The sequence below is a fragment of the Pedobacter terrestris genome (assembly GCF_052343045.1).
Lineage (GTDB): Bacteria > Bacteroidota > Bacteroidia > Sphingobacteriales > Sphingobacteriaceae > Pedobacter.
In genome coordinates, this window is sequence record NZ_CP180264.1 from 4713504 (window position 1) to 4726007 (window position 12504).

General features: G+C 38.7%; 11 protein-coding genes and 1 riboswitch. Of the genes, 5 read left to right on the forward strand and 6 right to left on the reverse strand.

Going from position 1 to position 12504, the window contains the following annotated elements; translation table 11 throughout:
• Positions 1-67 precede the first annotated feature (67 nt).
• The gene (locus tag ACJVDH_RS20235; protein ID WP_443945218.1) at positions 68-2752 is read right to left on the reverse strand and encodes a M14 family metallopeptidase; all 2685 of its coding nucleotides are present in this window, start codon (positions 2750-2752) and stop codon (positions 68-70) included.
• 171 nt (positions 2753-2923) lie between these two features.
• Positions 2924-3123, forward strand: a riboswitch (cobalamin riboswitch).
• Positions 3124-3296: 173 nt separating this feature from the next.
• On the opposite strand from ACJVDH_RS20235, the gene metE reads away from it, so the two are divergent.
• From metE to ACJVDH_RS20250, 3 genes are all read left to right on the forward strand, one after another.
• Positions 3297-5615, forward strand: coding sequence for a 5-methyltetrahydropteroyltriglutamate--homocysteine S-methyltransferase (gene metE, locus ACJVDH_RS20240; RefSeq protein ID WP_443945219.1), 2319 nt, complete (start codon positions 3297-3299; stop codon positions 5613-5615).
• 111 nt (positions 5616-5726) lie between these two features.
• A complete protein-coding gene (locus ACJVDH_RS20245; protein ID WP_443945220.1) occupies positions 5727-6113 on the forward strand; it encodes an acyl-CoA thioesterase in 387 nt (128 codons plus the stop codon).
• A gap of 70 nt (positions 6114-6183) precedes the next feature.
• Positions 6184-6855, forward strand: a complete 672-nt coding sequence (locus tag ACJVDH_RS20250; RefSeq protein WP_443945221.1) for a class I SAM-dependent methyltransferase — start codon at positions 6184-6186, stop codon at positions 6853-6855.
• Positions 6856-6858: 3 nt separating this feature from the next.
• Here the strand turns inward: ACJVDH_RS20250 and ACJVDH_RS20255 are convergent, their stop codons facing one another.
• Genes ACJVDH_RS20255 through ACJVDH_RS20265 form a run of 3 tightly spaced genes read right to left on the reverse strand, consistent with a single transcriptional unit; the run spans position 6859 to position 8820 of the window.
• Positions 6859-7668 carry a phosphatidate cytidylyltransferase gene (locus tag ACJVDH_RS20255; protein ID WP_443945222.1) on the reverse strand — a complete coding sequence of 270 codons (810 nt, stop codon included), beginning with the start codon at positions 7666-7668 and terminating at the stop codon, positions 6859-6861.
• Between the two features lie 38 nt (positions 7669-7706).
• On the reverse strand, positions 7707-7913 hold the full coding sequence (locus ACJVDH_RS20260) for a putative signal transducing protein (RefSeq protein WP_443945223.1): 207 nt from the start codon (positions 7911-7913) through the stop codon (positions 7707-7709).
• Positions 7894-8820, reverse strand: coding sequence for a lysostaphin resistance A-like protein (locus ACJVDH_RS20265; protein ID WP_443945224.1), 927 nt, complete (start codon positions 8818-8820; stop codon positions 7894-7896). The genes ACJVDH_RS20260 and ACJVDH_RS20265 overlap by 20 nt, the downstream gene beginning before the upstream one ends.
• Before the next feature lie 46 nt (positions 8821-8866).
• On the opposite strand from ACJVDH_RS20265, the gene dusB reads away from it, so the two are divergent.
• Both dusB and apaG read left to right on the forward strand, forming a co-directional pair.
• Positions 8867-9874, forward strand: coding sequence for a tRNA dihydrouridine synthase DusB (dusB, locus tag ACJVDH_RS20270; RefSeq protein WP_443945225.1), 1008 nt, complete (start codon positions 8867-8869; stop codon positions 9872-9874).
• 35 nt (positions 9875-9909) lie between these two features.
• Positions 9910-10296, forward strand: a complete 387-nt coding sequence (gene apaG / locus ACJVDH_RS20275) for a Co2+/Mg2+ efflux protein ApaG (protein ID WP_443945226.1) — start codon at positions 9910-9912, stop codon at positions 10294-10296.
• 73 nt (positions 10297-10369) lie between these two features.
• Here apaG and ACJVDH_RS20280 read toward each other — a convergent pair whose 3' ends face one another.
• A complete protein-coding gene (locus ACJVDH_RS20280; protein WP_443945227.1) occupies positions 10370-11065 on the reverse strand; it encodes a zinc metallopeptidase in 696 nt (231 codons plus the stop codon).
• 530 nt (positions 11066-11595) lie between these two features.
• A complete protein-coding gene (gene purU / locus ACJVDH_RS20285) occupies positions 11596-12435 on the reverse strand; it encodes a formyltetrahydrofolate deformylase (RefSeq protein WP_443945228.1) in 840 nt (279 codons plus the stop codon).
• Between the last annotated feature and the right edge of the window lie 69 nt (positions 12436-12504).

A 12504-nucleotide genomic window follows, 5' to 3' on the forward strand; every position in this document is an offset into this window, starting at 1 on the left:
AGTTAACGCCAGACAATGGCAACATTGCCAGGCGTTAACATCAGAATAATTTTCCGGCCAGCTGTATTTATTGTTTGTATAACTGGTTAAACAATAACTTAAATGTTCCATGCGTTTGTGCCCTGAAGGTAATTTCAGGCCCGAAAGCATACAGTGTTCCTTTGCCAATCTGAGATTGAAAACTGGTTATGCCATCTTTTAGATAGGCTTGACCCCATGCCCAGCCACTGCGAAGTGCCGTATTAGAATTAAACCACATAAGCGGTTCAATTTTGTACGCTGATGATGAAGATGTGTCGATTCTAAAAACCGGACTTTCATCAAAGTAAACATCTGTAAATTTATCTAAACCCCAGTTCGCAGCTTTCGCCTGATCAATTTCTGTCTGCAGAACACTTCCTGGGATATAGTATTTTTCATCCGGAAGTTTAGTTTCCTTTCCACCAATGTTTTCTACTATTGCATTTTTAACCGGCAATCCCAATTGATAGGCAAGATTTGTACTGCTGCCCATCGTCACAATGCGGCCGCCATCTTCCATAAATTTTTTAAGCTGAGGGATAGAATTTTCGGAAGTAATTCTGCCAATACGATTTTTATATTCTTCGGGAACATCTTCCGGTTTAGGGCCAAAATTGCGCATACTACTATTTGCACCAACAGCCGGAATTGCTCCGCCAACAAAAACAATTACGTCGTATTTGGATTTCAGGTTTCCGGCATCAATATCTTTTGCGTAAACCAGTTCTACCGCATAATGGTATTGTTCCATCATCCACCTAATCCATCCAGAAGGCATAGAACCTCCATAAACATCCCAAAGAGCAATCCTGGCTTTTGACACTTTAGCTTTATTTTTTGGTTCATTTCCAGCTGTCGATTTTACATTCGCTTTTTGCAAAACCCCAATTGCTTTAGCCGAACTTTTTACATAAAAATTTCCATTGGATAAATCTCTCTCTACCGCGATATCTGCATTCAAAAGATCGTTCACCGCGGTAAAAGAATCATTTTGCTTTGCGCTAAGAATAAATCCTTTCCCTTTCGCAACGGTATTTTCAGGGGATAGCAATACACCGGTTTCCAAAATTTTGAATGGCCCGGAAAAATCATTTAGTATACGATCAAATTTCACATTCATCAGATAAGCTAGAGTCCAACCAGCAGCATCATAAGGCGCAATCGGTGGCCCGCCTGGATATTTGAAATCATTCGGGTGATCTTGTGGTTCAAACATATCAAGAACGTGTGGCCTGAAAGCCTGATTGGTTTTCACGATATAACTTCCGGCAGGATATTTTTTCCCTTCTACAGTAAAATCTGCAGTTGCTTTCTGAACAACAATTCCGGTTTTAATGAGCGCATTTAAGAACTTAATTGCCGTATTAAAATCTGGCTGATTTGCCGAAAGAATATATCCGCGTGCATCGCGGTTTGCCGGGTTATTCATTACCGTATCAAAAGCTTTCATGCTAAAAGAACGGCGGCCGCTAAAATCTGCATTTTTAGGTTCGGCTTTATCTGCAGCCGTTATTGCATCTATTTTTTTAGGAGAGAAAGACCAATTGTCCTTTTGCCCTCTTTCTATAGAATTTTTGCCCATCTGATAAATGTTGTACAGCAGCTCGTCTCGATAACGTTGTGCATAACCCAATACAGCATAATTAAGCGAAACAGAATAATCTATAGAGTTTTTAAAATACCATTTGCGGGGCGTAACAGGGTTTGGTGTATCGCCACTTGGCAGCAAACGAGAAGGTACCAAAGGAATTTCTGATGGTGTCGGACTGCCGATAATTTCTGTAAGTAAACCCACCATATTGTGAAAATAGGTGGTTGTACGCAAACCGCCATTGTACCAGGTAGAATAAACAGAACCGCCGCGTTGCGTATAACCCGGCTTGTGTTCTACATTCATTCTATTGTGCATAGCGGCACCAACGGCGTCAAGACTGGTTAAAATAGTCGGATCAAAAACATAGTTGAAAGGATCTCTGTACGGAGGACCTGCAACGACAGTTCCCGCGGGCCCCGTTTGATGGTGATTATACATAATCTGCGGAATCCACTCTACAAACAACTGTCGCCCGATATTTTGCGTTTCTTTGAGGTTAAGCATAAAAAAGTCCCGGTTGTTGTCGTGTCCGGCATATTTCTCATATAGGCGAGGCAAACCAGACAAGCTTCTTTTTTTAGGGTCTTTCTCTCTCATATACCAATTGCTCACCAGCTCTTGTCCATCAGGATTTGCATGTGTAAATAAGATGATTACGTTATCCAAAATCCGCATGGTTTCGGGATCGGTTTTAGATGCAAATTGATACGCCGTTTCGATCAATTGATGTGCGCCAACTGTTTCCGTTGCATGTAAACCGCCGTCAATCCAAACCACCGCTTTACCTTCTTGCGCCAACTTTTTTGCGTCTTCGTCGCTAAGTTGGGCTTGGGCCAATTTTTGCGAAATTTGCTTATAGCGCTCGAGATTTTCGATATTTTTTGGGGAAGAAACAACCAACATATATTGGGTTCTGCCTTCTTCAGTTTTACCGATATCGACTAATTTGACACGTTTAGACGTTTGCGCCAATTTTTTAAAATAAGCTTCGGTTTGTGTATACGTAGCCAGCTGGTAATCGTCTCCAATATTAAAACCAAAATGGGATTTTGGATCGGGCACTTCCTGCGCAAAAGTTTGTGCGCTTGCTGCCACTAAAAAGACCAGTAAGAGCTTTTTAAAGTAGTTTTTGATCATAGTTTGGGTTTGTTGATACTCAAATATACTGTAGAAAAATTTTTATAAACGGCTTGCGCTAAATTTGTTACTTTAAATTTTTGGAACAGTAAGATGCATTAAAAACGATATTTCCTGAAATCCTGCGCCCGAATGTCTACATTTGCCTTTGATGTAAGTTCTTAACTTTATTTTTCATCAACCAGTATAGGTTCCCGATGCGGATCGGGATTAAAAGGGAATCGTGTGAAAATCACGAGCTGTCGCGCAACTGTAAATCTTGTCCATCAGGACAACGATCTTATCAAAATGCCACTGTTTCAAAACATCGGAATGGGAAGGCGATAAGATTGGAGATAAGTCAGGAGACCTGCCATTATTGAATTGACGATGCTTTCGCGGTATGAAGCAATTGGTCAGGTCTGATAGGTACAGGATAAATTAAATTTATTCAATTTCTGCGCCCATTTTTTGGTGTGCTGTTGCCTTCTGCTTTCCAATTTTTTCTGCCCAGGCAATATAGAAAAGAACTTTTAACGATTTATTTACTTAATCTTTAAAAGCAATGCAAACGCAAAACTTAGGCTACCCGCGCATTGGTAGTCACCGCGAACTGAAGAAAATCTGCGAAAATTATTGGGCAGAAAAAACCGGATTGAAAAACGTACTTCAGGTAGGAAAAAACATTCGCCACGAAAATTGGCAATTACAGAAAGATGCCGGAATTGATGTTATTCCGTCTAACGATTTCTCCTTTTATGATCACGTACTTGATCATTCTTTGATGTTTGGCGCCATCCCGAAAAGGTATAACGAAGTAATTCTGAAAAAGGGAAATGCAGAGCTTGATCTGTACTTTGCTATGGCGCGCGGCTATCAAAAAGATGGTTTGGATGTAGTTGCAATGGAAATGACCAAATGGTTTGATACCAATTACCACTACATTGTTCCGGAATTTTACAAAGACCAGCCTTTTAAACTATTTTCGACAAAAATTATCGACGAGTTTTATGAAGCCAAACAATTGGGCATTATCACTAAACCAGTGTTAATCGGCCCTGTTTCTTACCTTTTGCTTGGCAAAGAAAAAGAAGCTGGCTTTGAACGGATTGATTTAATTCAAAATCTCCTTCCGGTATATCTCGAAATTCTTACCCGCCTTAAAGCACTTGATGTGCAATATATTCAGTTTGATGAGCCTTTCCTAACGCTAGATTTATCGGAGAAAGCGAAAGCCGCACTTCAATATGTATATGCAGAAATCAGAAAAGCTTTTCCGAAACTAAAAATCGTTTTGGCTACATATTTCGAAAACCTGGGCGAAAATACAGGTTTGGCAACAGCTTTACCGATAGATGTTTTACATGTAGATTTGGTTCGCGGAGCAGATCAGTTAACTACAGTAATCCAATCTTTGCAACCTGAACAGACACTTTCTCTCGGACTTGTGGACGGCCGCAACATTTGGAAAAATGATTTCGAAAAATCGTTAGCCGTGATCGAAACAGCAACAAAACAACTCGGCACAGAACGCGTCTGGATTTCGCCTTCCTGTTCATTAATCCACTCGCCAGTAGACCTCGAAAATGAAACAAACGAACAGAATCTTAATGCAGAGATAAAGCAGTGGTTGGCTTTTGCCAAGCAAAAAATTGAAGAAACTGTAATCTTAAGAAAATTAATCAGCAAAGAAAGCCCTGCATCTACCACGCAGCAATTTGAAGAGAACAAGCTTGCAATTGCAAATAGAAGAGATGCTAAAGTCATCCATAATCCAACGGTAAAGGCACGTACAGCAGCATTAACAGATAAAGATGCACAAAGATTTAGCGCCTTTCCATCGCGTAAAATTACACAGCAAAACCTGTCATTACCCAATTATGCAACTACGACAATTGGATCTTTTCCGCAAACGACAGAAGTTAGAAGCTGGCGTGCTAAATTTAAAAATGGAACCTACACCCTTGAAGAATACAATAGCTTAATTGCAGAAGAAACAGCAAAGGCTGTTAAATGGCAGGAAGAAATTGGTTTAGATGTTTTGGTACATGGCGAATTTGAACGGAATGACATGGTTGAATACTTTGGCGAGCAATTGGAAGGTTTTGCCTTTTCTAAAAACGGATGGGTACAAAGTTATGGTTCAAGGTGTGTTAAACCGCCAATTATTTTCGGCGATGTTTCCAGACCAAAACCAATGACGCTAAAATGGACAAGCTACGCACAATCGCTTACCACAAAATACATGAAGGGCATGTTAACCGGTCCGGTAACCATTTTGCAATGGTCTTTTGTGCGGAATGACCAACCTCGTTCAGAAACCTGCAAACAGATTGCTTTGGCCATCAGAGATGAAGTGTGTGATCTGGAAAATGCCGGAATTAAAATTATACAGATTGATGAACCTGCCATTAGAGAGGGTTTGCCTTTGCGTAAAAGTAAATGGCAGGAATACTTAAATTGGGCAGTAAATGCATTTAAAATTTCGGCAAGCGGCGTTAAAGATGGTACTCAAATCCATACACATATGTGTTATTCTGAGTTTAACGATATTATTGAGAATATTGCGGATATGGATGCCGATGTAATTACAATTGAAACATCACGCTCACAAATGGAATTATTGGATGCCTTCGCCGACTTTAAATACCCAAATGAAATTGGCCCTGGTGTTTACGATATTCATTCGCCGCGCGTACCCAAAAAAGAAGAAATGCTACAGTTGCTGCAGAAAGCAAAATCGGTTATTCCTGGCGAACAACTGTGGGTAAATCCGGATTGTGGTTTGAAAACGCGCGGCTGGGACGAAACCAGAAAAGCATTGATAGAAATGGTTGAGGCAGCAAAAGAAATGCGCAAAACAGAAGCTGTTTTGGCTAATTAAACCCGCTAATTATGTGAAAAATTGGCAATTAGCCTATGTTTTACACAACTAAGTTATAGCTTTGGCAACATTCGGCAATTTACCGGATGTTGCCAAAATTTATTCAAAAACATGACGTTAGAAGAAAGAATCCAGAACTCTAAAACCAGTATATTCAAAGCTGTTTTCCCAAATACAACCAATCATTACGATACGCTTTTTGGTGGTACTGCCATGCATTTGATGGATGAAGTGGCTTTTATTACTGCAACACGTTTTAGCAGGCAAATTATGGTTACTGTAAGCAGTGACCGCATCGACTTTAAAAAACCAATTCCGGCGGGTACAATTGTAGAATTAATCGGTAAGGTAATCCATGTTGGAAACACGAGTTTAAAAGTGAACGTAGAAATTTACATCGAACAAATGTATACCGAAGGACGAGAACTTGCCGTACATGGCGATTTTACTTTTGTGGCTATTGATGAGCAAAAGAAACCGGTACAGGTAATTAAATAATCGTACAAAATTTTGCAGAAATCTTGTAATTTTCTTTTGCCTGCTGTAGTTAAGTTTGAAAAAAAGCAAAATGGAAAAGAAGCACAGTGAACAAGATTTTATAGCAATTGCCAAACAATTGTGTTGCCCTGAAGGCGAACACGGCATTAAAACCGGCGAGATGATGAATGTCAATAATATCGGAATGACGCATTCCGCAATTGATGATCTCAACCTTCAAAATGGAGAAAAGGTATTGGAAATTGGACATGGAAATGCTGGTCATTTGGCTGCTCTTTTCCAAAAATCACCTGGTGTTACCTTTTTTGGAATTGATATTTCTGAAACGATTGTTGACGAGGCAAAAAAGATAAATCAGCAATTTACAGCAATGGGAAAGGCTCAGTTTATCTGCTCAAATGGAACAAATATTCCTTATCAAGATGCTTTTTTTGATAAAATATTTACCGTAAATACGATCTATTTCTGGCCTGATCCAGTTTCGTACTTAAAAGAAATAAATCGCGTGTTAAAGCCTTCTGGCTCCATGAGTATTTGTTTTGCAGATAAATCTTTCATGGAAACACTTCCCTTTACGCCTTACGGATTTAAACTGTATGATGTGAAGGAGTTGCAACCAATTCTTGAAAAATCTGGTTTTATAATCAGTCACATTACAGAAAAAACAGAGCAGATTAAAAGTAATGCGGGTTTCGATGTAGAAAGAAAATACTTTGTGGTTTCGCTCAGCAAGAAGCGATAAATTTTAATACAATATCAAATATAAGTACGCATATACAACCGGCGCTGCAAGCAATAACCCATCAAAACGATCCAGTAAACCGCCATGTCCTGGCAACAAGCCGCCACTGTCTTTGGTATCTAAACTTCGTTTCAGCATCGATTCAATCAAATCTCCAAGTGTACCAAAAGAAGAGATCAAAATGGCCATTCCGGCCCAAACCAAGGGAATTTTTTCTGTAAAGAAAAAAGATAAAGCAATGGCTGCAACCACGCTGGTAAACATCCCTCCCAAAAAACCTTCCCAACTTTTTTTAGGCGAGTGGCGTTCAAATAACTTCCGTTTTCCAAACTTCATTCCAAATAGATAAGCGCCGGTATCGTTTGCCCAAAGCATCAGCATAAAAGACAAAGGATAATGAAAACTGTAGTGGTTCCAGTTTTCTATGAAACCCAATGCATGGAAAAAACAGAATGGTACCGTTACATAGATGAAACCAACAAAAGTGTAAGAAATATTGGCAAATGGAATTTTGTTCTTTTTATACAGCTCTGATATAAATACCGAGAAAATTAACGGAATACATAAAAGCAAGTACTTGGTATCATAACGTAGGTAATGCAGACCTGCAGCCATTAAAAAAATTAATGCGCCGGCAATCAAACCAATATTTCTATGCGGCCGGATGCCGGAAGTTTTTACAAGTTTATAGAACTCAAATAAACTGAGTATACTCAATACAAGGTAAAATATCGAAAATGTATAGCTACCCAAAAGAATGGACGCAAGCATTACGATGGTAAAAAAAAAGGCTGTTATGGCTCTGGTTTTCATTTGTTGGGGATTAAAAAAGAATTGTATTGAAGCATTTTCTATTCAATCTCATTTTGAACGATGTATTCAATGGCCTGGTTAAAATCATCTTTATTTACCAATACATTGATTTCTCCAATATTATAAGCAGAAACTTGTTTATTGATTACTACCGCCGGAATCCCAGCTTCTGTTAGTCCTTGTTTCAACACTTCTGCAGCGAATGTATCGCTTGTGGTATATACTTTAATCCAATTTTCGCTCACGCTGTATAGTCTGTTTAAAAAATCCGAACAAAGCTAGGGTTATTATTGCACTAATTAAATAGCCGTACCACGGAAAGCCAACGGGTTCGTCTACTTTATCTAATGGAAGATTGTTTTTTTGCATATAAAAGGCCACACATACCGCGTAACCATTATTTAAAAAGTGGCCAAACATGGCGTACCATAAACTTCCGCTGTAATAATATAAGTAGCCGAAACCAGCGCCAAGAAGCATCCGGGGGATAAAACCATAAAACTGCATGTGTATGGCACTAAAAATAATTGCCGATAGCCAAATGGATGCATGCGGGTTGCCATACATTCTGTGCAAAGTGCGTTGTACACCGCCACGAAACAAAAGTTCTTCTCCTATAGCTGGCAGCAGCGCGATTACAACCAGATTAACAACAAAATCGAAATTGTTCCTTACCGTAATGAGTTTAATTGTTGCCTGTGCAGCAGATTCTTCTAATTGTTTCATCCAGGCTTCAATGCCACTCAAAGCGCTGGGCAAGCTCATTTTCTGATTGAGCAACGTTACCCATTCCATAAATGGCAAACTGGCAAACAGAATTAAAAATACGAGCAACAAAGGCAAAACGGTCACTTTTTTAAACCTGTAGAAAGAGGTTAATTTTATTTTTTCTGTAAGCGCCAGTAATATCGCCGGCGCGGCCATCATACCAACAGAAGAACTAAATGCCTGCAAAATTTTGAAGCCATCAATACTGGAATCGGTAATCTGGCTGGAGAGAATCTGTAGTACAACATCTTTCCCATAAAAGATAAAAACAATGCCTCCAGCCAATGTGGTAAAAACCAATGTTCCTAAAATTGCGTAAGCAATAAGTAAAAGTAGTTGTAAGAAGGGGTTGATTTCCTCTTTACTAGCGTTTGGAAAATTCATTATTTGTACCTTTGCCTGAGTTTTAAGTATTTCAATATAGAAAAAAATGTCTGTAAAGATAGGAAATATAGATTTAGGAGAATTCCCTTTATTGCTTGCCCCGATGGAAGATGTGAGCGATCCGCCTTTCCGCTTTGTGTGCAAACAAAATGGAGCGGATATGATGTATACAGAATTTATTTCTTCGGAAGGGTTGATCCGAGATGCGGCAAAAAGCCGGGCAAAACTGGATATTTTTGAATATGAAAGACCTATTGGAATACAGATCTTTGGTGGAGATATTGAACACATGCGTGAAGCATCTGAAATTGCTTCTGCCGCCGGCCCAGATTTAGTAGACATCAATTATGGTTGCCCGGTAAAAAATGTGGTGTGCAAAGGTGCCGGCTCTAGTCTTTTACAAGACATAGATAAAATGGTGAAAATGACTGATGCCGTTGTTAAAGCATCGCACCTTCCGGTTACAGTAAAAACGCGCCTGGGCTGGGATGACAATACCAAAAATGTATATGAAGTTGCAGAACGCCTCCAAGATGTGGGTATACAAGCCTTAACCATTCATGGAAGAACCCGTGCGCAGTTGTATAAAGGCGAAGCCGATTGGACACTGATCCGCGAAATTAAACGAAACCCAAGAATAAAAATTCCAATTTTTGGAAACGGAGATGTGGACAGTCCGGCGAAAGCTGCAGACTGGCGCTTAGAATATGAAATTGATGGAATCATGATCGGCCGTGCCGCAATTGGTTACCCTTGGATTTTTAGAGAAGTAAAACATTTCTTTAAAACCGGCGAACGTTTGGCCGGCCCAACAATTGAAGAACGTATTGATGTTTGCAGAACACACCTGGAAAAATCAATCGAATGGAAAGGCCCGAAAACGGGAATTTTTGAAATGAGGCGTCACTATGCCAATTACTTTAAAGGATTGCCAGACTTTAAATCATACCGAATGAAACTGGTGGCAGAGCCTGATATTAATAACATTTACAGCATTTTAGACGAAGTGGCAGAAAAATTTGCAGATTTCGATGCAACCAAGGTACTGGCTTGATTTTTGAAAACTGTTTTATACACCCGAAATAAATCATGGTTACAGCAATTACAGATGGAGTTAAAGTTTCAGTAGAAACTGTTTACCAACCAGAATATTCAAATCCGACAAATGAACATTTTATGTTCGCCTACAGGGTAGAAATTTCAAACCTTTCAGATTATGCTGTTCAGTTGTTGCGTAGACAATGGTATATTTTCGATTCCAACAGCAGTAAAAGAGAAGTAGAAGGAGAGGGCGTTGTAGGCTTGCAGCCAGTTATCAATCCTGGCGAAACACATGTTTACGTTTCTGGATGCAACCTTAAAACAGATATGGGCACCATGCATGGAACCTATTTGATGAAACGTTTAATGGACGATGCTGAATTTGATGTAAATATTCCGGAGTTTCAGCTTATAGCACCTTTCAAACTCAACTAATTTAATTTTTTGCATAAAAAAAGCGGTAAGGATTTTCATCCTTAACCGCTCGGTTTTCATAGTTAGATATTCTTTAATCTCTGCTTCTTCCAAAGAGCATAGATGCATAGTAAAGTAAATTGGCCAGTGCGCCTACAGCAGCAACAACATAAGTCATTGCTGCCCACCATAATGCATCTTTAGCCTGCGCATTTTCTTCCTGAGTTTGCATTACGCCATAATTTGTTTTCAACCAGGAAAGCGCTCTGTTACTTGCATCAAACTCAACTGGCAAGGTAATTATACTGAATATGGTTACCAAAGCTAAACCAGCAACACCAATAGCCAAAACAATTGGATTTCCGGTAAAACCGATTAGTAACACACCGATTAACAATACCCATTGCAACAGGTTAGAAGAAATGCTCACAACAGGAACCATACTGCTTCTAAGCTGCAACCAACTGTAAGATTTTGCCTGTTGCAAAGCATGTCCACACTCGTGCGCTGCAACTGCAGCAGCCGCAACACTACGGCTATAATATACATCGGTGCTCAGATTGACCGTTTTATCTGTCGGATTGTAATGATCCGTTAATTGTCCTTCAGTACTCATCACCTTCACATCGTATATCCCATTATCATGTAGCATTCTTTCAGCTACCTCTTTGCCCGATAAACCTGAGCTGAGTTCCATCTCGGCATATTTAGAAAACTTATTTCTGAATCTCCACTGGACGAACATGCTCAACACTAATACCGGGATGATTAATATTAAATAAACTCCCATTTTCCTTATGTATGTTTTTCATTTGCGGTATATCAAAAAGCGTTCCCAATATTTTTTCTGTATACAAAAAACGAAGCTTTCCATTCGCCAATTGTAAAAAATAAACCTGTACAGAGAAAGATTGCCCAAGGTCTCTATCAAAAATTTAGACAAAAAAACAAGATCGGCTAAGGGAGTGATATGCTGTGCGATATAAAAAAAATTGGATTTAGTTTCTTTTATATCGAAATCAAAAAACAGGAAAAAATGTGTGTTAAAAGCCTTTTTTTGAAAGGAAATGATATGTTTCGATGATCAAATTTGGAAACGAAAATGAACATCAACAACAAACAAAACACCTAGTTATTGCACCAATGTGAACGCTCATTTTTCACACCAAAAAATCTCTAATTCTGTCTTTGTTAAACTTAAAACAAAATGAAAAAAGTAAAGTTGATGATGTATTTTAAATTGAACAATCTGGTTAATAAAACTAAACCAATAGTTGAAATGCTATCTTAAAGGAATAATAGACTTTTAATCTGACGGATTTATTTGAAAACGATGGTTTTATTTCCACTCACAAAAACACGATCTTCAACGATTAGTTCAAGCGCATCAAGCAAAACTTTTTTTTCGATTTCTTTTCCCGCCCGAACCATTTCTTTTACGCCAAAATTATGATCAACCGAAGCTGTATGTTGTGTAATAATTGGTCCTTCATCTAAATTGTTGGTTACGAAATGTGCTGTAGCACCAATAATTTTTACACCACGTTCAAAAGCTTGCCGATATGGATTTGCGCCAATAAAAGCTGGAAGAAAAGAGTGATGTATATTTACAATTCGTCCTTCGTAATCTCCAACAAAAGCAGGAGAAAGGATTCTCATAAACTTTGCCAATACGATATAATCTGCATCAAATCGGTTAATAATCGCTTTAAGTTCGGCTTCAAACAACGATTTTTCTTTATCAACATGAGAAACATAAAAATAGGGAATGCCGAGTTTCTCGCTAAAACTCCGTAAATCTTCATAGTTTCCAATCACAGCCACAACTTCTGCACCAAGCGTTTTAAATTGGTTCTTAATCAGAATTTCTGCCAAACAATGGTATTCTTTAGTTACCAAAACCACAATTTTCTTTGCGTTTTCATCAATCAGATCAATCTGTGCAGCTTCTGGCAATTTTTCAAGCAATTGATCACGAAGTAAATTTAATTCTATATTAACGCCTGTGCATGCAATCCTGGTAAAAAATTGTTTATTTGGCTCATCTACAAACTCACGCATGGCGATAATATTGAGTTGGTGATTGGCTAAAACGTTGGTAATACTGGTTACCAGACCCACGCGATCTGCGCATGAAATCCTGACCGTAAGTTCATTCATATTAAATATCTAAGTACTTCAATGATAATTATTTTATTAGAATCTTCAAATTTTTATCCCTTAGGAAGA

Excerpts from the sequence above, each read along its gene's own strand:
- ACJVDH_RS20265 (WP_443945224.1), bottom strand. The coding sequence starts at position 8,820 with ATGAATTTTCCAAACGCTAGTAAAGAGGAAATCAACCCCTTCTTACAA.
- ACJVDH_RS20245 (WP_443945220.1), top strand. The coding sequence starts at position 5,727 with ATGACGTTAGAAGAAAGAATCCAGAACTCTAAAACCAGTATATTCAAA.
- apaG (WP_443945226.1), top strand. The coding sequence starts at position 9,910 with ATGGTTACAGCAATTACAGATGGAGTTAAAGTTTCAGTAGAAACTGTT.
- ACJVDH_RS20250 (WP_443945221.1), top strand. The coding sequence starts at position 6,184 with ATGGAAAAGAAGCACAGTGAACAAGATTTTATAGCAATTGCCAAACAA.
- ACJVDH_RS20280 (WP_443945227.1), bottom strand. The coding sequence starts at position 11,065 with ATGGGAGTTTATTTAATATTAATCATCCCGGTATTAGTGTTGAGCATG.
- ACJVDH_RS20255 (WP_443945222.1), bottom strand. The coding sequence starts at position 7,668 with ATGAAAACCAGAGCCATAACAGCCTTTTTTTTTACCATCGTAATGCTT.
- purU (WP_443945228.1), bottom strand. The coding sequence starts at position 12,435 with ATGAATGAACTTACGGTCAGGATTTCATGCGCAGATCGCGTGGGTCTG.
- metE (WP_443945219.1), top strand. The coding sequence starts at position 3,297 with ATGCAAACGCAAAACTTAGGCTACCCGCGCATTGGTAGTCACCGCGAA.
- ACJVDH_RS20235 (WP_443945218.1), bottom strand. The coding sequence starts at position 2,752 with ATGATCAAAAACTACTTTAAAAAGCTCTTACTGGTCTTTTTAGTGGCA.
- dusB (WP_443945225.1), top strand. The coding sequence starts at position 8,867 with ATGTCTGTAAAGATAGGAAATATAGATTTAGGAGAATTCCCTTTATTG.